This window comes from Streptacidiphilus sp. MAP12-20 (assembly GCF_041262525.1).
Lineage (GTDB): Bacteria > Actinomycetota > Actinomycetes > Streptomycetales > Streptomycetaceae > Streptacidiphilus.
In genome coordinates this window covers 71,639-89,670 of sequence record NZ_JBGCCK010000007.1, presented here as the reverse complement: position 1 = coordinate 89,670, position 18,032 = coordinate 71,639, and the positions used below count along the sequence as shown (strand labels likewise).

Sequence of the window (18,032 nt, the reverse complement as noted above, 5' to 3'; positions counted from 1 at the left end):
GAGCATGTTGCGGGGCAGCGGGTCCACCCTGAACTCCACGATCTTCGGCACCTTGTAGCCGGTGAGCCGGGCGGCGCAGTATTCGATCAGCGACCGCTCGGTCAGCCGGCTGCCCGGCCTGACGATCACGCAGGCCTTCACGGTCTCGCCCCGGTAGGCGTCGGGCACGCCCACGACCGCGGCGTCCGCGACCGCCGGGTGCGCCAGTAGCACCTCCTCGATCTCGGTCGGGAAGATGCTGAAGCCGGAGGCGATGATGACGTCGCGCTTGCGGTCGATGACGGTGACGAACCCGTCCGGGCTCATCACCGCGATGTCGCCGGTGAAGAGCCAGTGGTCGTGCAGCATCGCCGCACTGTCCTCGCGCTCGTGCCAGTAGCCGCCGAAGACCTGCGGCCCACGCACCACCAACTCCCCCGCCAGGCCGTACGGTTGCTCCCGAGAAGCGTCGTCCTCCGCGACGATCCGCACCTCGGTCCCCGGCAGCGGTATGCCGACCGTGCCCGGCCGGGCGTTGGCGTTGAGCGGGTTGGCCAGCACGACCGGTGAGGCCTCGGACAGGCCGTAGCCCTCGACGAGATGACCCCCCGTCAGAGCGCGGAAGCGGTCCACCGTCTCGGGCTCCAGGCGCATCGCGCCGGAGATGCAGTAGCGCACCGAGCGCAGTGCGCGGGTGAGTTCGGGGCCGTGCTTCTCGGCCTCCTTCATCAGCGCCTGGTACATCGGCGGCACCCCGGGGAAGAGCGTGGGCCGCCATCTGCGCAGCGTCTTGACGACCAGCTCCGGGTCGAAGTTCGGCAGCAGCACGGTGCGCGCGCCGGCGGTGGCGGCGACGCCGAGGCACATGGTCATGCCGTAGACGTGGAACATCGGCAGGCAGGCCAGCAGCGTCTCGCGGCCGGGCCGCAGCTGCGGATACCAGGCCCGCACCTGGTGCGCGTTGGCGACCAGGTTGCGGTGGGTCAGCATGGCGCCCTTGGGCGTGCCGGTGGTGCCGCCGGTGTACTGCAGCACGGCGACGGCGGTGCGCGGGCTGACCGGCCCGAGCGCGGCGCTGCTCGCTCGCGGGCCACGGGCGACCGACGCGAAGGGCACCTGGTCCGCGCCCGGCGGCAGCGGGGTGGTGAGCTTGGCTCGCAGTGCGCGGGCCCGGGCGAGCGGCAGCCGCAGGGCCAGCCGCGAACGCAGCGGCAGCGCCTCGGCGAGCGAGGCAACCACGACATGCCGCAGCGCGGTCCGGCTGCGGACCGCGTCGATGTGCTCGAAGGCGCCGTCGTAGACGACGGCGACGACGGCGCCGGAGTCCTTGAGCTGGTGGGCGAGCTCGGACTCGGTGTAGAGCGGGTTGGTCGGTACGGCGATGGCCCCGAGCCGCAGGATCGCGTAGAAGGCGATCACGTACTGCGGACAGTTCGGCAGCACCAAGGCGACCCGGTCGCCCCGGCCGACGCCCAGTCCGGCGAGGCCGCCGGCGAAGCGCTCGACGGCGCGCTGCAGCGCGCGGTAGCTGGTCTTTCGGCCCAGGAAGACCAGCGCCGTCCGTCGCCCGTGGCGCTGGGCGGCCTCGTCGAGCAGCCCGCTGACGGGAATGTTGGGAATGCTCACCTTGTGCGGCACTCCGGTCGCGTAGTACCGGTGCCAGGGCTGACCGGTGCCGGCCACGGACGCCTCCTCCGACTGCGGAGCACGGATGCTGCTGACGCGCTATCTCACAGAGGGCAAGATCGTGGCAGCCCAGCGGCCTGCTGACAAGGGTCCGGGTAGGCGGAAGACCGGGTGGAACGCGAGGAGGCCCTCCCCGGCGTCGCCGGGGAGGGCCCCATTCGCATCAGTGGACCGCTGCGGTCCGTCTAGTACCAGCTGTTCTGCTGCCAGAAGGCCCAGGCGGCGTTCGGGCTGCCGTACGTGCTGTTCATGTAGTCCAGGGCCCAGCGGATCTGGGTCGCCGGGTTGGTCTGCCAGTCGGCGCCGGCCGAGGCCATCTTGGAGCCCGGCAGGGCCTGGGCCAGGCCGTAGGCACCGGAGGACGGGTTGGTCGCGCTGACGTTCCAGCCGCTCTCGTGGGAGATGATCTGGTCGAACGAGGCCAACTGGTCGGCCGGGACGATCTGCGCGGCGATGTCCTGCGGGCTGCCGCTGATCGTGGTGCGCTGCTGCGAGCGGTTGGCGGCCGCAGCGGCGTCCGCGGCGGCGCGGTCGGCGGCAGCCTTGTCAGCGGCGGCCTTGTCGGCGGCAGCCTTCTCCGCAGCCGCCTTGTCAGCCGCAGCCTTGTCGGCAGCGGCCTTGTCGGCAGCAGCCTTCTGCTCGGCGGCCTTGTCGGCAGCGGCCTTCTTCTCCGCAGCGGCCTTCTGCTCGGCGGCCTTCTTGGCGGCGGCGGCCTTGTCAGCGGCGGCCTTCGCGTCGGCGGCCTGCTTCGCGGCCTCCTGCTGGGCCTGCGCGCTCGCGCTGGCGACGGCGGCCTTGGCGTTGGGCTCGGCGACCGAGCTGCTCGCGCTGTTGCTCGGGAGGGCCACGGCCGCGGTGGCGGCCAGGCCGACGGCAGCGACGGAGGAGGCGATGGCGATGCCGCGCTTGCGCAGACTGATCTTGCGCAGGTTGAAGGAGGGCAAGGAAGGCATGGAAGAAGCTCTCAATCGGTTGGCTGGGCAGCCGGCCGACCTACGCCCGCAGCGCGGGACAGGTGCGCTGCGGAGTCGGACGGCGCCAGTGGCACGCCGGTTTCGGGCTGGTGCCGGACTGCGAGCGGCCCTGCGATTGCGGGGCCGACGTGACGACAACGCCATTGATAACAAGCCCGCCAGGCCAGATCAACGAGGCTTCTACTACCGGAGTCCGTAGTGGAACGACGTTCGCGCCCGCGCCGGACCGAGCCGCCATCACCCCGAAGTCACACCGAAGTCACCCGGCTCGACCCCACCGGAAGGGCGTGCAGATCGCGTAAGGCCTACGTGAAGGCAGTGGGTGCACTTCTCCCCAAAATGACCGATCGCCCCATCCATGCGGACGGGGCGATCGCCAAAGGGGCACAAACGATCAACTATCGGCGATAGTGGAACAGAAGCTCAGTGTGTCGCGGCTCACTCCGCGACCGCTCATTTGCGGTTGTCGCGGTACCGCTTGCCGAACCAGCCGAGCACGATCCCGACCAGGAGCATGACCGCGAGCATGACCCACATGGGCATGGTGACCGTGGACAGACCCCACAGGTGGATCTTCGCGCTGGCGGTGTTCATCAGGATGAACCAGACGGCCAGAATCGCGAGCACGGCGCTGATCACCGAGCGCGCGTTCACGGTGACGCCGGCGATCTTCCGCTCTGCCGTGGTGCTGCCCGAGGTCTTCGCCATGGGACAAGTCTCCGGCCGACGCCGTCGCCGCGCGCGCCGGAGCGGCCGAAAACGCCGAATGGGGGCGCGAGGACCAGGTCCTCGCGCCCCCCTTCGGGCGATCAGCGCTCCGTCAGCCTGGCGACCACGCCGAGCAGCAGCCGGACCCGCGCCCGCTCCAGCTCGTCCAGCGGCTCCAGGAGGCGGGACTGGACCTCCGTCACGCCGGGGGCCACCTCCTCCAGCAGCCGCGCGCCGGCGGGGGCCAGTGCCAGCAGGTTGCGACGGCCGTCCGAAGGGTCGCGGCGGCGCAGCACCAGGCCGCGTCGGACCAGGCGGCTGATCAGCTCCGCCATGGTGGCCTTGTCCAGGGAGGTCCGCTCGCCGACCGTGCGCTGGTCGATGTCGGGCTCCTCGGCGAGCGCGTCCAGCACCGCGTGCTGCGGTGCGGTGAGCTCGCCGGGGACCATCTCGGTCCAGAGCCGGGTGTGGACCTGCTGGGAGACCCGGATCAGGTACCCGATCACGCGTGGGGCGTCCAGCAGCGGACGGGCGTCCACCATGGTCTCCAGCGCCAGGTCCTCCATCCGGGCCATCCGGGCCAGAGCCATCATCAGCTCGGAGCGCTCCGCCTCGGTCAGTGGGACCAGCAGCTCGCGCTGGACCACCGCGACGCCTGCCGAGGCCGCGTTCATGACCTGCTCGCCGTGCGGCGAGAGGGTCAGCAGCTTGCGGCGGCCGTCGGCCGGGTCCCGGCGGCGCAGCACCAGGCCGCGTCGGACCAGGCGGCCGACCATCTCGGCCATGGTCGCCTTGTCCAGTGAAGCGCGCTCGCCCACCGTGCGCTGGTCCGCGCCCGGCTCCAGGGCCAGGGCGATCAGCGCCGCGTACTGCGGCGCGGTCAGCTCGGCTCCGACATGCTCGGTCCACAACCGGGTGTGGACTTGCTGGGCTATGCGGATCAGCTGCCCTGGCGACTGGGACAAGCGGATCGGCGTACCCGTCATGTCGATATCCCCCAGCACCATAGGACCGTCCTGATGTGTTCCACCGACGCAGCAGCCCTGTGGGTGGGCGCGTTCGGATGTGAGTCGGCGCGACCGTGGGCAGGTACCGTGTGGGGGTCCTGTGTACGGAATAATTCGGCCGGACAGCCTGCGGCTGCTGGCGGACACTATACAAACCAGACAGACCCGAGCGACATGCCCCAGAGACCTGCGATCCAATCGTGATCCGACCCGGTCGTGTGTGGTCGACTCAGATCGGTTGCAGGCCCCGTAGCAAAAGCTCGGCAAAGGCTGCGCCGATGGCCTCCTGGGTCAGCTCGCCGTCCGCGTGGTACCAACTCCCCAGATGGTGAACCCCGCCGAAGAACTGATGAGTCACCAGGTCAGCGGCGACGTCGCCGCGGAGGACGCCCTGGGCCTGTCCCTGCTCGATCAGGGCGCGGAACCGCTCGTGGTAGCGGCGGCGGTCCGCGCGGACCTGGGCCAGGCGGTCGGCCGGAAGCATGTGCATCGACCGCCAGGAGACCATCGCGTCGTCCAGGTGCTCCAGAGTGGACACCACGACGTCCGCCGCGGCCGCGCGCAGCCGCTCGGCGACGGGGCCCGGCCCCTCGGCGATCTCCACCAGCCGCTCGGACTGGACCGCGAGCAGCCGGATGTAGATCTGCTGGAGCAGGTCGTCCTTGGAGGCGTAGTAGTGGTACATCGCCCCCTTGGTGACACCTGCCAGCTCGACGATGTCCTGCACCGAAGTGGGCGCGAAGCCGCGCTCCGCGAAGAGGCGGCTGGCGGCGGCGAGCAGCCGCTCCTGGACGGGGACAGCCATGTCGACCCGGGCCATCGGCGTCCTCCCCTTCTCGTGTGCTGGTGTCAAGGTGTCGCGAGCCACTCTAGCCCACATACCTACTAGTCGGTATGGTGGCCGACATGACCACTCCGACGCCCCCAGGGCTGGATCTGGACCGGCTGCGCGACCGCCTCGGGACGGGCCCGCTGACGGCCGAGCTGATCTCCGGCGGCAAGTCCAATCTGACCTACCGGCTCACCGACGGCAAGCAGCGCTGGGTGCTGCGTCGGCCGCCGCTCGGACACGTGCTCGCCACGGCGCACGACATGGCCCGCGAGCACCGCGTGATCTCGGCGCTGGCGGGCACGGCGGTGCCGGTCCCCGGGGTGCACCTGCTCTGCGCGGACGAGGAGGTCGTCGGCGCGCCCTTCTACCTCATGGACGAGGTCGCCGGCACGGTCTACCGCACCGCCGAGGACGCTGCCGGGCTGGGCACGGAGCGCGCCCACGCGCTCTCCTTCCGCCTGATCGACGTGCTCGCCGAGCTGCACGCCGTCGACCCCGCGGCCGTCGGCCTGGCCGACTTCGGGCGGCCCGAGGGCTACCTGGAGCGGCAGGTCTCGCGCTGGCACCGGCAGTTCGAGGGCTCCCGAAGCCGCGAGATCCCGGGCCTCGAAGAACTCCAGCAGCGCCTGAGCGAGGGTGTCCCCGCGAGCCAGCGGGCCACGATCGTGCACGGCGACTACCGCCTCGACAACACCATCGCCGCGGACGACGACACCATCGCCGCCGTCCTCGACTGGGAGATGGCGACGCTGGGCGACCCGCTCGCGGACCTGGGCCTGATGAAGGTGTACTGGGACATCGCCGGACACCTGCCCGGCAACCCGGTCGCCGGAGCGGTCAGCCCCGAGCTCGGCTTTCCCCCCATGGCCGAGCTCGTCGACCGCTACGCGGCCACGACCGGCCTCGACGTGACCCCCCTCCCCTGGTACACCGCCTTCGCCCAGTACAAGCTGGCGGTCATCGCGGAGGGCATCCACTACCGCTACATCCAGGGCAAGACGGTCGGTGAGGGCTTCGCGCATCTGGGCGCGATGGTGCCGCCGCTGGTCGCCCTGGCCCTGGACACCCTGACGGGAAAGGTGGCCGACTGATGGACTTCCGCTACGACGAGCGCACCGTGGAGCTGCAGCAGCGCCTGCTGGCCTTCATGGACGAGTGCGTCTACCCCGCCGAGCCGGTCGCGGCGCGGCAGTTGCGCGAGGCCGCGAACATCTGGGAGCGTCCGGCGGTGATGGCCGAGCTCAAGGCGGAGGCCCGCAGCCGGGGGCTGTGGAATCTGTTCCTCCCCAACGCCGAGCACGGCGCGGGCCTGACCAACCTGCAGTACGCGCCGCTCGCCGAGATCACCGGCCGCAGCCCGCACCTGGCGCCGGAGGCGCTGAACTGCGCGGCCCCGGACACCGGCAACATGGAGGTACTGGCCGAGTTCGGCACCCCCGAGCAGCAGAAGCGCTGGCTGACCCCGCTGCTGGAGGGCGAGATCCGCTCCGCGTTCTGCATGACCGAGCCGGAGGTCGCCTCCTCCGACGCGGCGAACATCGCGACTCGGATCGAGCGCGACGGCGACAGCTACGTCGTCAACGGCCGTAAGTGGTGGTCCTCCGGTGCGATGAGCCCCGAGTGCGAGATCTTCATCGTGATGGGCCGGACCAACCCGGACGCGCCCAAGCACCAGCAGCAGAGCATGATCCTGGTCCCGCGCGACACCCCCGGCGTCGAGGTGAAGCGCGGCATGGAGGTCTTCGGCTACACCGACGGCGCGCACGGCGGCCACGCCGAGATCGTCTTCACCGACGTCCGCGTCCCGGCCGAGAACCTGATCGCGGGCGAGGGCCTCGGTTTCGCGATCGCGCAGGCGCGACTCGGCCCGGGCCGGATCCACCACTGCATGCGGCTGATCGGCATGGCCGAGCGGGCAGTCGAGCTGATGTGCCGTCGGGCCGTCTCGCGCAACGCCTTCGGCAAGCCGCTGGCCGAGCAGGGCGTGGTCCAGGAGTGGATCGCCGACTCGCGGGTGAAGATCGAGCAGCTGCGGCTGCTGGTGCTGAAGACTGCGTGGCTGATGGACACCGTCGGCAACAAGGGCGCCCACGCCGAGATCCAGGCCATCAAGATCGCCACCCCGGCGACGGTGGAGTGGATCCTCGACAAGGCGATCCAGGCCCACGGCGCGGCCGGCATCTCCCAGGACTACCCGCTGGCCCAGCTCTGGGCGGGGGCGCGGACGCTGCGCTTCGCCGACGGCCCCGACGAGGTCCACAAGCGGTCGCTTGCGCGCCGCGAACTCAAGCCCTACCTCGCCTGACTCCCCTCACCAACTCACCCTCAGGAGAACGCACCTCATGACCGAGCAGAACCGCGTCGCCATCGTCACCGGAGCCGCGCGCGGCATCGGCGCCGCCACCGCGATCCGCCTGGCCGCGGACGGCTTCGCCGTCGCGGTGATCGACCTCGAGGAGGCGGCCGGCAAGGACACCGTCGAGAAGATCACCGCGGCGGGCGGCCGCGCGATCGCCGTCGGCGCGGACGTCAGCAACGGCGAGCAGGTCGCCGCGGCGGTCGAGCGAGTAGCGGCGGAGCTGGGCGCGCCGACCGTCCTGGTCAACAACGCCGGCGTGCTGCGGGACAACCTGCTGTTCAAGATGTCCGAGACGGACTGGGACACCGTGATGAACGTGCACCTCAAGGGCGCGTTCCTGATGTCCAAGGCCTGCCAGAAGCACATGGTCGACGCCGGCTACGGACGCATCGTCAACCTGTCGTCGTCGAGCGCGCTGGGCAACCGGGGCCAGGCGAACTATTCCGCCGCGAAGGCGGGTTTGCAGGGCTTCACGAAGACGCTGGCCAAGGAGCTGGGCAAGTTCGGCGTGACGGCGAACGCGGTGGCGCCGGGCTTCATCGCGACGGACATGACGGCGGCGACGGCGGAGCGAGTCGGCATGGGCTTCGAGGAGTTCAAGGCGGCGGCGGCGAGCATGATTCCGGTGAACCGGGTGGGCGTCCCCGAGGACATCGCGCACACGGTCTCGTTCCTGGTGAGCGAGGGCGCGGGCTTCGTCTCCGGCCAGGTCGTCTACGTGGCCGGCGGCCCGCTCGACTAGCGGTTTTTGAGGGGCGCGGGGAACGGACAGGCTGTGCTTCTGCTGCCGCCTGTGGTTGCACCTCCAGGGGCGCGAGGAACTGCGCGACAAGCCACCCAGCCAGGTGGTTCGCCGAACGCGCAGGGCCATCCGCACGCCGGTGGTTGCTCGCGCAGTTCCCCGCGCCCCTAGAGGTACTGCAACTCCCTCTAATGCGAGAGGTGTTCCGTCCATGGACGATGGACTGCGTGGGGCGATCAGCGCTCTGTTGGAGAAGTACGATCCGGCGACGACACCCGTCGCGGACTTCCTCGGGGCGCGCTACGACGCCGGGTTGGCGTGGGTGCACTTTCCCGAGGGGCTCGGGGGCCGGTCGGCCCCCAGAGCGATGCAGCAGGAGGTGAACGAGGCCTTCGCCGCCGCCGGCGCGCCGACGCTCGACGCCGGGCGGCACGGCATCGGGCTGGGGATGGCCGCGCCGACCATCCTCGCGCACGGGAGTGACGCCGTGCGCCGCCGCTTCCTGCGGCCCCTGTGGACCGGGGAGGAGGTCTGGTGCCAGCTCTTCTCGGAGCCCGGCGCAGGTTCGGACCTCGCCGCGCTCGGGACGCGCGCCGTGCAGGAGGAGGGGACCGGCGACTGGATCGTCGACGGCCAGAAGGTGTGGACCTCCCTCGCCCACGAGGCCCAGTGGGCCATCCTCGTCGCCCGCACCGACCCCGACGTGCCCAAGCACCAGGGCATGACCTACTTCGTCTGTGACATGACCGCCCCCGGCGTCGAGGTCCGGCCGCTGCGACAGGCCACCGGCGAGGCGGAGTTCAACGAGGTCTTCCTCACCGGCGTGCGGATTCCCGACGCGCACCGGCTCGGCGCCGTCGGCGAGGGCTGGCGGGTCGCGCAGACGACGCTGATGAACGAACGGGTCGCCATCGGCGGCCACGCCGAGCCCCGCGAAGGCGGGCTGATCGGCGTCGTCGCGAACACCTGGCGCGAGCGCCCCGAGCTGCGCACCCCCGCCCTGCACGACGCCCTGCTGCGGCTCTGGGTCGACGCCGAGGCCGCGCGGCTCACCGGCGAGCGACTGCGGCAGCAGCTCGCCGCGGGCCAGCCGGGCCCGGAGGGCAGCGCGGCGAAGCTCGCGTTCGCGCAGCTGAACCAGCGGATCTCCGGCCTGGAGCTGGAACTGCTCGGCGCGGAGGGGCTGGAGTACGAGGACTGGTCGTTCCGCCGCCCCGCCCACCCTTCGATGATCGACGGCACCCCCGGCTATCGCTACCTGCGTGCCAAGGGCAACTCGATCGAGGGCGGCACCTCCGAGATCCTCCGCGGCATCATCGCCGAGCGCGTGCTGGGGCTGCCCCAGGAGATCCGGGTCGACAAGGACGTCGCATGGAAGGACCTGCCCCGATGACGACGACGACTGCTTTCCATTCGGGTGCTGCTGAGTCGGCCGACCTCGGCTACACCGAGGTCGAGGAGGAGCTGCGGGCCAACGTCCGTGCCCTGCTCGCCGCCCGCGCACCGATCAACGCCGTGCTGGCCCGGACCGAGCTCGCGCAGACCACCGACACCGAGCTGTGGCGCGCGCTCGCCGACGAGCTGGGCGTGACCGGGCTCGCCGTGCCCGAGGAGCTCGGCGGCGCGGGCGCGTCCTGGCGCGAGACCGCCGTCGTGCTGGAGGAGTTGGGCCGGGCCGTCGCGCCGGTGCCCTACTTCGGCAGCTGTGTGCTGGCGACCGCCGCGCTGCTCGCGCTCGGCGAGCGCGAGCAGCTGCCGCGGCTCGCCTCCGGCACGGCGATCGGCTCGCTCGCGGTGTCCTTCGCGACCGCGCCCGGCGCTCCGTTCCCCGGCACCGTGCACGCGAGCGACGACGGCCTGCTGACCGGCTCCGTCCGCCACGTGGCCGACGCGCTCGCCGCCGATGTGCTGCTCGTGCCGGCCGTCGGCGAGGACGGCGAACCGCGCCTCTATGCGGTGCAGCAGGCCGACGTCGAACCGATGGTCTCGCTCGACATGGCGCGGCAGCTCGCCGTGGTGACCCTCGACGTCGCGCCGGGACGGTTGCTCGCCTCCGGCGAGGAGGCGCGGCACGCGCTCGACGCCGCGCTGACCACGGGCGCAGCGCTGCTCGCCTCCGAGCAGCTCGGCGTCGCGGAGTGGGCGCTGACGACGACCGTCGCCTACGCCAAGGAGCGGCACCAGTTCGGCCGTCCCATCGGCTCCTTCCAGGCCGTCAAGCACCGGCTCGCCGACCTGTGGGTGCTCGTCGCCCAGCTCCGGGCCGTCGCCCGCAGCGGGGCCGACGCGGCGGCGCGCGGCTCCGCCGACCTGCCGCTGACCGCCGCGCTGGCGCAGGCGTTCGCGTCCGGCGCAGCCGTGACGGCGACCGAGGAGGCCGTGCAGTTGCACGGCGGCATCGGCTTCACCTGGGAGCACCCGGCTCACCTCTATCTCAAGCGCGCCAAGAGCGCGTCGCTGGCGCTCGGCACCCCGGACCGCCACCGGGCGCGGCTCGCGACCCTCGTCGACCTGCCCGCCTGACGCCCCGTCCCCTTCAAGGAGCACCCCCATGACAGATCCCTCCACCGAATCCGGCAAGGTCGCCCTCGTCACCGGCGCCAGCCGGGGCATCGGCTTCGCCGTGGCGCAGGCGCTCGTCGCGCGCGGCGAGCGCGTCGTGATCACCGGCCGGGACGCCGCCTCGCTCGACGCGGCGGTGGCGGAGCTCGGCGGCCCCGACGTCGCGCTCGGCGTCGCCGGGAAGAGCCACGACGCCGCCCACCGGGCCGAGACCGTCGAGCGGGCCGTCGCCGCCTTCGGGCGGATCGACCACCTGGTCAACAACGTCGGCACCAACCCGGCCTTCGGCTCGATGGTCGAGCTGGACCTGAACGTCGCTCGGAAGATCCTGGACATCAACCTGGTCGCCACCCTCGGTTGGGTGCAGCTCGTCCACGCCGCCTGGCTGCGCGAGCACGGTGGGGCGATCGTCAACGTCTCCTCGATCAGCGCGCTGGGTCCCGCGCCCGGCATCGGGATGTACGGGGCGAGCAAGGCGGCCATGGTCCAGCTGACGCAGCAACTCGCCTACGAGCTCGCACCGAACGTCCGGGTCAACGCCGTCGCGCCGGCCGTCGTGCGGACCAAGTTCGCCGAGGCGCTCTTCGCGGGACACGAGGAGCAGGTCGTCAAGAGCTACCCGCTGGGCCGTCTCGGCGAGCCCTCGGACATCGGCGGCGCGGTCGCGTTCCTGCTCTCCGAGCAGGCCGCGTGGATCACCGGGCAGACCCTGGTGCTCGACGGCGGACTCTCCCTCGGCGCCGGTCTGGCCTGAATACCACGCATTACCGCCCGGTGCGGCTGAATTCACATCTGTTGCACCGGGCAGCATTCCTGAATGCTGTGGAGCAGGCGGGGAGCGGCCCCGGATTCCCGCAATCCGACCCGGTCAAACCGGTGTGGGAACAGAGATGAGGCAGATCACACCGCCTCGCGATAAACCGCGGATATTTATTCGGATCCGACAATCCACCAGGTCACATCGTTGTCACGAAGGCGACCTCTCCGGCGGAGTTGAAGAGGAAACACTGTAACGTCGAAGGGGTGCGTAACCAGAGGAGCGACGTCGCCCTGCTCGAACGAGCGGAGCGGCCGAAGCAGCGAGCCGCCGAGGAGCCGCCCAGCAGAGAGCGCTGGCGGCCGCTCAGCCGCACCCACAAGATCCTCTTCGCCTCCACCGCCGTCGCCTACGTCACGGTGATCGTCGCGGTCTTCACCACCTCCCGGCTGGTCGTGCTCGACTGGTCGGTGATGGCCTTCAAGCCCTACGAGCACTGGCCCGCGCTGGAGAGCTTCCTCAACTACTACGTCATATCCGGGCAGCGCGGCCCCTCCGCCATCGTCGTCTCGATCTGGCTGGGCTGGCGCTGCTGGCGCACGAAGTCGATGCGGCCGCTGCTGGTGCTCGGCGTGGCCCTGGTCCTGCTGAACATGTCCGTCGGGGCCGTCAAGATAGCCACGGGCCGTCTCGGCCCGCACTACGCACACGTCTACGGTTCCAACGAGATCTTCCTCGGCGGCGGCATATTCCCGTCGGGACACACCGCGAACGCCGTGGTGACCTGGGGGGTCGTGGCCTATCTGGCCATGCGCTGGCGTCGCACCGGCGCCGTCCTGGCCGGCTGGATGGGCTTCTCCGTCGGCGCGACCACCGTCTACCTCGGCACCCACTGGGTGACCGACGTGCTGGCCGGCTGGGCCGCCGGGGCCCTGGTACTGCTGGCCCTCCCGCTCTTCGAGCCGATCATCACCAGCGCCGACGACCGGCTGCGCCGGGCCTGGACCGAGCGCCGGTCGCTCTACCGCCCCGCCTCCCGTCGCTCCGTCTCCCGCCCCGAGCCGGCCTGGCTCTCGCGCCGCGAGGAGCAGGAGGCGCTGGCGCGGGCCGCCGCCTCCCCGCAGTCGAAGAGGGCGGCGACCGTCCCCGCGCCGCGTGATCTCCGTCACCAGACGAAGCGCACGATCCCGATCGTCTTCTAACGCGCCTAACGTGCCGCGACGGCCTGCTTGATGAGCGTCTTACCGAAATCGCGCATCAATCCGGTGCCGCTGTGGGCCTCGTCCATGATGTCGACGAAGGCGTCGACGAAGCGGTCCACCTCGGCCTCACCGATCGTCAGCGGCGGAATCAGCTTGATGACTTCCAGGTGGTCGCCGGAGACCTGGGTCAGAATCCTGTGCCTGTGCATCAGCGGCGCGACCACCATCTGCGCGAAGAGACCCTTACGGGCGGCCTGCAGCGCCGTCCAGCCGGTCCGCAGCTTCAGTGACTGCGGGCGGCCGAACTCGATGCCGATCATCAGGCCCCGGCCGCGCACGTCGGCCAGCATCTCGTACTGGGGCTTCAGCGCCGTCAGCCGCTCCCGGAAGAGGTCGCCCACGCGGCGGGCGTTGGCGACGACCTGCTCCTCCTCGAAGACGTGCAGGGTGGCCAGCCCGGCGGCCATGGCCTGCGCGTTCGAGCCGAAGCTGGCGGAGTGGACCAGGACCCGGTCCATCGAGGAGTAGACCTTCTCGAAGATCCACTCCTTGCCCAGCGTCGCGCCGACGGGGACGTAGCCGCCGGAGAGCGCCTTGGCCACGCAGACCAGGTCGGGCTCGACGCCCGCCTCGTGCTGGTAGGCGAAGAAGTCGCCGGTGCGGCCGAGGCCGGTCTGCACCTCGTCGGCGATCAGCAGCGCCTTGTGCTTGTGCAACAACTCCTGCGCGGCGCGCAGGTAGCCGTCCGGGGCGGCGAGCACGCCCTTGCCCTGGATCGGCTCGACGATGAGCGCGGCGACGTCGCCCTTCTTCAGCTCGCGTTCCAGCGCGCCGAGGTCGCCCAGCGGGATCGCGGTGTCGGGCAGCAGGGGGGCGAAGCCCTTGCGGAAGCCGTCCTCGCCGTTGACCGAGAGCGATCCTGTGGTCAGCCCGTGGAAGGCGTGGTCGCAGAAGAGGACGCGCGGCTTGCCGGTGGCGTAGCGGGCGAACTTGAGCGCCGTCTCGACCGCCTCGGTGCCGCTGTTGCCGAAGAAGACCCGGTCAAGGTGCGGCGCATAGGAGAGCAGCTTCTCGGCCAGCAGGCCCGGCAGGGGCTGGCAGTCGAAGCGGGTCAGGTCGGCCAGCTCCAGGTCCATCACCTGACGCACCGCCTGGCGCACGACGGGGTGGTGTCGTCCGAGCGCGAAGATGCCGAAGCCGGCCAGCATGTCGAGGTAGTCGTTGCCCTCGGCGTCGTAGAAGTAGGCGCCCTTGGCGTGCTCGTAGACCTTGTCGAAGCCGATGGTGTGCAGCATCCTCGGCAGCTGGTGGTTCAGGTACTCGGCATGCAGGCGGTAGCGTTCGGCGCCGCGCTCGATCAGCAGCGCCTCCAGGTCGAAGGCCGACGACGTCGTGCCGGTCTCTGTCTCAGCTGCCACGGTGCTGGTCCCCTCCAACGAAGTCGGACGTCAGACTGTCTGTCGTGATGTAGGTGGTGCCCGTCACCAGGCCGATGGCCTTGGCGAAGGCGGCGGTCTGGGCGGCGATGCCAGGACCGGTCAGACCGATCTCGTCCAGGATCTCACCCCGCGCGGCGTGGTCCAGGAAGCGCTGCGGAATGCCGAGTTCGCGCGTCGGCACGTCCAGGTCGGCGTCGCGCAGCGCCTGGGCGACAGCGGCGCCCACGCCGCCGACGCGGCCGCTGTCCTCCACCGTGACCACGAGGCGGTGCCGGGCGGCCAGCTCGGTCAGCGCAGGGTCGACGGGCTTGACCCAGCGCGGGTCCACGGCCGTCGCCCCCAACCCTTCGGCGGTGAGCAGCGCCGCCGCGTCGAGGCAGGCGGAGGCCATCGTCCCGACGGCGACCAGCAGCACCTCGGGCGCGCGCCCGACCGGGCCGGTGCGCAGCAGCACGTCGACGCCGCCGACCCGCTCGACCGCCGGGATCGGCGGGCCGACCTCGGCCTTCGGGAAGCGGACCACGGTCGGGGCGTCGGCCACGTCGAGGGCTTCGCGCAGTTCGGCGCGGAGCTGGTCCGCGTCGCGAGGCGCGGCGATGCGCAGGCCGGGGACGACCTGGAGGATGGAGAGGTCCCACATGCCGTTGTGGGACGCACCGTCGGTGCCGGTGACACCGGCCCGGTCGAGCACGAAGGTGACGCCGCAGCGGTGCAGCGCGCAGTCCATCAGGACCTGGTCGAAGGCCCGGTTGAGGAAGGTCGCGTAGACGGCGACGACGGGGTGCAGGCCACCCGTCGCGAGCCCGGCGGCGGAGACGGCGGCGTGCTGTTCGGCGATGCCGACGTCGTAGATCCGGTCGGGGAACTCGCGGGAGAAGGCCTGCAGCCCGACCGGCGCGAGCATGGCGGCGGTGATCGCCACGACGTCCTCGCGCTCGCGCCCGACCGCGACCATCTCCTTGCCGAAGACGGAGGTCCAGGAGACCCCGGAGGAGGGCCGCAGCGGCTCACAGGTGATCGGATCGATCGCGCCGACCTGGTGGAAGTGGTCCGCCTCGTCCAGCTCGGCGGGCCGGTAGCCGCGGCCCTTCTCGGTCAGGCAGTGCACGATGACCGGCCCACGGAAGCCGCGCGCTCGGCGCAGAGCCGATTCGAGTGCGGTGGTGTCGTGGCCGTCGATGGGGCCGATGTACTTGAGGCCGAGGTCCTCGAACATGCCCTGCGGGGCGGTGGCGTCCTTGAAGCCCTTCTTCGCGCCGTGCAGGGCGTCGTAGATCGGACCGCCGACAACGGGCGTGCGCTGCAGGGTGCCCTTGCCCCAGGAGAGGAAGCGCTCGTAACCCTGGGTGGTGCGCAGGGTGGCGAGGTGGTTGGCGAGGCCGCCGATGGTGGGCGCGTAGGAGCGCTCGTTGTCGTTGACGACGATGATGACGGGCCGGTCGTGCGCCTCGGCGATGTTGTTCAGCGCCTCCCAGGCCATGCCGCCGGTGAGCGCGCCGTCGCCGATGACGGCGACGACGTAGCGGTCACCGCGGCCCTGGAGTTGGTTCGCCTTGGCCAGGCCGTCGGCGTAGCCGAGGACGGTGGAGGCGTGGGAGTTCTCGATGACGTCGTGTTCGGACTCGGCGCGGGAGGGGTAGCCGGAGAGACCGCCCTTGGATTTGAACCGGTCGAAGTCCTGACGGCCGGTGAGCAGCTTGTGCACGTAGGACTGGTGTCCGGTGTCGAAGAGGATCCGGTCGGCGGGCGACTCGAACACCCGGTGCAGGGCGAGCGTGAGCTCGACGACACCGAGATTCGGCCCGAGGTGACCGCCCGAACGGGTGACGGCGTCGATGAGGAACTCACGGATCTCCTCGGCGAGACGCGGAAGTTCGCTGGGCGGCAGCAGACGCAGGTCACGCGGGCTGCGGATGGACTCCAACAGTGACATTCGCTCCTACCTTTCGTTGCAACTTCGCTCTACCTGGGAGGGTGGCTTGTCGCGCCCGCAGTTGATCAAGCAGGGCCTCGCGCCCCTCAGCTGGTTGCCACAACTGTCGGTGTCCCGGTTTCCGTCATCTGCTCGGCGAGCTTCAGCGCCTCCTCGATCAGGGTCTCGACGATCTTCGACTCCGGCACGGTCTTGATGACCTCGCCCCGCACGAAGATCTGGCCCTTGCCGTTGCCCGACGCCACGCCCAGGTCCGCCTCGCGCGCCTCGCCCGGACCGTTCACCACACAGCCCATCACCGCGACGCGAAGCGGCACCTCCATGCCCTCGAGCCCGGCGGTGACCTCCTCGGCGAGCTTGTAGACATCCACCTGGGCGCGCCCGCAGGACGGGCAGGAGACGATCTCCAAGCCGCGCTTGCGCAGGCCCAGCGACTCCAGGATCTGGTTGCCGACCTTGATCTCCTCCGCCGGGGGCGCCGACAGCGAGACGCGGATCGTGTCGCCGATGCCCTCGGCCAGCAGCGCGCCGAACGCCACCGCCGACTTGATCGTGCCCTGGAACGCCGGACCGGCCTCGGTCACACCCAAATGCAGCGGGTAGTCACACGCCGCCGCGAGCTTGCGGTACGCGGCCACCATCACGACCGGGTCGTTGTGCTTGACCGAGATCTTGATGTCGCGGAAGCCGTGCTCCTCGAACAGCGAGCACTCCCACAACGCCGACTCCACCAGCGCCTCCGGCGTCGCCCGGCCGTACTTCTCCAGCAGCCGCCGGTCCAGCGAGCCCGCGTTCACGCCGATCCGGATCGGGACCCCGGCGTCACCGGCGCGCTTCGCGATCTCCTTGACCTGGTCGTCGAACTGCCGGATGTTGCCCGGGTTCACCCGGACCGCCGCGCAGCCCGCCTCGATCGCCGCGAAGACGTACTTCGGCTGGAAGTGGATGTCCGCGATCACCGGGATCTGCGACTTCTTCGCGATGATCGGCAACGCGTCCGCGTCGTCCTGCGACGGGCAGGCCACCCGCACGATCTGACAGCCCGACGCGGTCAGCTCCGCGATCTGCTGCAGCGTCGCGTTCACATCCGAGGTGAGGGTCGTCGTCATCGACTGCACCGAGATCGGCGCACCGCCGCCGACCGGCACGTTTCCCACCATGATCTGACGGCTGATCCGCCGGGGCGCGAGCGGCTCCGGCGGCAGAGACGGTATTCCGAGAGAGACGGCGGTCATGGCGGAACTCCTCAGCAGAATTGCGGATGCCAGGTCGCGAGCACCAGGCCGACCTGCTTGAGCGCGCGCAGCGCGCGGGGGCCGTTCACCAGCGTGGCCGGGCGGGCCAGTTCGTACTCGGGCGTGTCGACGACGACGCGGACCGCCACCAGCGGCACGCCGCTCGGTGTCAGTTCCCGCGCCACGCGGAACGCCGCGGCGGTCTCCATGTCGACGCAGGTCACGCCCGCGTCGGCGAGACGCCCGCGCTCCGGGCCACGCACGACGTGGTCGCTGGAGTACAGCACGCCTTCGTGCACGGCCAGGCCGGCGGCGCGCAGCGCGTCCACGGCCCAGTCGCGGTCCGTGCCTGACGCCGCCACTCCACGATCGTCGCGCACCTCCGTGGCGATCACGACGTCACCGGGCCGTATTCCGGGAACCACGGATGCGCCGAGGCCCGCGAAGACGATTCCGGACGGCGCGTGCGCCCGTTCGGCGAGCGCGCGGCGCATCGCGCGCTCCGCCCGTTCCGGGCCCATGCCGGTGCGCACCGGCCGCGCCTCCCGCAGCGCGCGCGCCTCGATGCCGAGGGCGCACGCCACGAGCGGCGCGCCGGGCTCTGATCTCACCGTGGT

Annotated in this window: 15 protein-coding genes and 1 pseudogene; 7 read left to right on the top strand and 9 right to left on the bottom strand. The window is 71.0% G+C overall.

All coding sequences use genetic code 11. The features are described from left to right. Positions 1–6 precede the first annotated feature (6 nt). From ABIA32_RS11310 to ABIA32_RS11290, 5 genes and pseudogenes are all read right to left on the bottom strand, one after another. Positions 7–1,605: pseudogene (locus ABIA32_RS11310) on the bottom strand (AMP-binding protein); the annotation flags it as partial. Positions 1,606–1,850: 245 nt separating this feature from the next. Further along, complete coding sequence (locus tag ABIA32_RS11305) at positions 1,851–2,618, bottom strand: lytic transglycosylase domain-containing protein (protein WP_370093894.1); 768 nt, start codon at positions 2,616–2,618, stop codon at positions 1,851–1,853. A gap of 474 nt (positions 2,619–3,092) precedes the next feature. Beyond that, complete coding sequence (locus ABIA32_RS11300) at positions 3,093–3,347, bottom strand: DUF1049 domain-containing protein (protein WP_370093893.1); 255 nt, start codon at positions 3,345–3,347, stop codon at positions 3,093–3,095. Between the two features lie 101 nt (positions 3,348–3,448). Continuing rightward, positions 3,449–4,333, bottom strand: coding sequence for a MarR family winged helix-turn-helix transcriptional regulator (locus ABIA32_RS11295; protein WP_370093892.1), 885 nt, complete (start codon positions 4,331–4,333; stop codon positions 3,449–3,451). A gap of 250 nt (positions 4,334–4,583) precedes the next feature. Continuing rightward, complete coding sequence (locus tag ABIA32_RS11290) at positions 4,584–5,174, bottom strand: TetR/AcrR family transcriptional regulator (RefSeq protein ID WP_370093891.1); 591 nt, start codon at positions 5,172–5,174, stop codon at positions 4,584–4,586. A gap of 86 nt (positions 5,175–5,260) precedes the next feature. Here ABIA32_RS11290 and ABIA32_RS11285 point away from each other — a divergent pair, with 86 nt between their 5' ends. The 7 genes from ABIA32_RS11285 to ABIA32_RS11255 all read left to right on the top strand — a co-directional run bounded on the left by ABIA32_RS11285 (position 5,261) and on the right by ABIA32_RS11255 (position 12,808). Beyond that, positions 5,261–6,277, top strand: coding sequence for a phosphotransferase family protein (locus ABIA32_RS11285; RefSeq protein WP_370093890.1), 1,017 nt, complete (start codon positions 5,261–5,263; stop codon positions 6,275–6,277). Further along, the gene (locus ABIA32_RS11280) at positions 6,277–7,491 is read left to right on the top strand and encodes an acyl-CoA dehydrogenase family protein (protein WP_370093889.1); all 1,215 of its coding nucleotides are present in this window, start codon (positions 6,277–6,279) and stop codon (positions 7,489–7,491) included. Before ABIA32_RS11285 ends, ABIA32_RS11280 begins: the two co-directional genes overlap by 1 nt. Before the next feature lie 37 nt (positions 7,492–7,528). Then, the gene (gene fabG / locus ABIA32_RS11275; RefSeq protein WP_370093888.1) at positions 7,529–8,287 is read left to right on the top strand and encodes a 3-oxoacyl-ACP reductase FabG; all 759 of its coding nucleotides are present in this window, start codon (positions 7,529–7,531) and stop codon (positions 8,285–8,287) included. A gap of 211 nt (positions 8,288–8,498) precedes the next feature. Then, entirely contained in the window at positions 8,499–9,680 is a 1,182-nt protein-coding gene (locus ABIA32_RS11270; protein WP_370093887.1) for an acyl-CoA dehydrogenase family protein, read from the top strand. After that, positions 9,677–10,810: an acyl-CoA dehydrogenase family protein gene (locus ABIA32_RS11265; protein ID WP_370093886.1), complete on the top strand. Its 1,134-nt coding sequence runs from the start codon at positions 9,677–9,679 to the stop codon at positions 10,808–10,810. The genes ABIA32_RS11270 and ABIA32_RS11265 overlap by 4 nt, the downstream gene beginning before the upstream one ends. Positions 10,811–10,838: 28 nt before the next feature. Then, positions 10,839–11,603, top strand: coding sequence for an SDR family oxidoreductase (locus tag ABIA32_RS11260; RefSeq protein ID WP_370093885.1), 765 nt, complete (start codon positions 10,839–10,841; stop codon positions 11,601–11,603). Between the two features lie 269 nt (positions 11,604–11,872). Further along, entirely contained in the window at positions 11,873–12,808 is a 936-nt protein-coding gene (locus ABIA32_RS11255; protein ID WP_370093884.1) for a phosphatase PAP2 family protein, read from the top strand. A gap of 5 nt (positions 12,809–12,813) precedes the next feature. Here ABIA32_RS11255 and ABIA32_RS11250 read toward each other — a convergent pair whose 3' ends face one another. From ABIA32_RS11250 to ABIA32_RS11235, 4 genes are all read right to left on the bottom strand, one after another. Next, positions 12,814–14,226, bottom strand: coding sequence for an aspartate aminotransferase family protein (locus ABIA32_RS11250; RefSeq protein ID WP_370093883.1), 1,413 nt, complete (start codon positions 14,224–14,226; stop codon positions 12,814–12,816). After that, positions 14,216–16,180, bottom strand: a complete 1,965-nt coding sequence (gene dxs / locus ABIA32_RS11245; RefSeq protein ID WP_370093882.1) for a 1-deoxy-D-xylulose-5-phosphate synthase — start codon at positions 16,178–16,180, stop codon at positions 14,216–14,218. The genes ABIA32_RS11250 and dxs overlap by 11 nt, the downstream gene beginning before the upstream one ends. An 86-nt stretch (positions 16,181–16,266) precedes the next feature. Further along, a complete protein-coding gene (gene ispG / locus ABIA32_RS11240; protein WP_370093881.1) occupies positions 16,267–17,415 on the bottom strand; it encodes a flavodoxin-dependent (E)-4-hydroxy-3-methylbut-2-enyl-diphosphate synthase in 1,149 nt (382 codons plus the stop codon). Between the two features lie 11 nt (positions 17,416–17,426). Further along, complete coding sequence (locus ABIA32_RS11235) at positions 17,427–18,026, bottom strand: 1-hydroxy-2-methyl-2-butenyl 4-diphosphate reductase (protein ID WP_370093880.1); 600 nt, start codon at positions 18,024–18,026, stop codon at positions 17,427–17,429. Between the last annotated feature and the right edge of the window lie 6 nt (positions 18,027–18,032).

What these genes read in the sequence shown, in the direction of transcription:
- ABIA32_RS11280 (WP_370093889.1), top strand. Translation starts at nt 6,277, where the DNA reads ATGGACTTCCGCTACGACGAGCGCACCGTGGAGCTGCAGCAGCGCCTG.
- ABIA32_RS11270 (WP_370093887.1), top strand. Translation starts at nt 8,499, where the DNA reads ATGGACGATGGACTGCGTGGGGCGATCAGCGCTCTGTTGGAGAAGTAC.
- ABIA32_RS11260 (WP_370093885.1), top strand. Translation starts at nt 10,839, where the DNA reads ATGACAGATCCCTCCACCGAATCCGGCAAGGTCGCCCTCGTCACCGGC.
- ABIA32_RS11285 (WP_370093890.1), top strand. Translation starts at nt 5,261, where the DNA reads ATGACCACTCCGACGCCCCCAGGGCTGGATCTGGACCGGCTGCGCGAC.
- ABIA32_RS11290 (WP_370093891.1), bottom strand. Translation starts at nt 5,174, where the DNA reads ATGGCCCGGGTCGACATGGCTGTCCCCGTCCAGGAGCGGCTGCTCGCC.
- ABIA32_RS11305 (WP_370093894.1), bottom strand. Translation starts at nt 2,618, where the DNA reads ATGCCTTCCTTGCCCTCCTTCAACCTGCGCAAGATCAGTCTGCGCAAG.
- fabG (WP_370093888.1), top strand. Translation starts at nt 7,529, where the DNA reads ATGACCGAGCAGAACCGCGTCGCCATCGTCACCGGAGCCGCGCGCGGC.
- ABIA32_RS11300 (WP_370093893.1), bottom strand. Translation starts at nt 3,347, where the DNA reads ATGGCGAAGACCTCGGGCAGCACCACGGCAGAGCGGAAGATCGCCGGC.
- ispG (WP_370093881.1), bottom strand. Translation starts at nt 17,415, where the DNA reads ATGACCGCCGTCTCTCTCGGAATACCGTCTCTGCCGCCGGAGCCGCTC.
- ABIA32_RS11265 (WP_370093886.1), top strand. Translation starts at nt 9,677, where the DNA reads ATGACGACGACGACTGCTTTCCATTCGGGTGCTGCTGAGTCGGCCGAC.
- dxs (WP_370093882.1), bottom strand. Translation starts at nt 16,180, where the DNA reads ATGTCACTGTTGGAGTCCATCCGCAGCCCGCGTGACCTGCGTCTGCTG.
- ABIA32_RS11295 (WP_370093892.1), bottom strand. Translation starts at nt 4,333, where the DNA reads ATGACGGGTACGCCGATCCGCTTGTCCCAGTCGCCAGGGCAGCTGATC.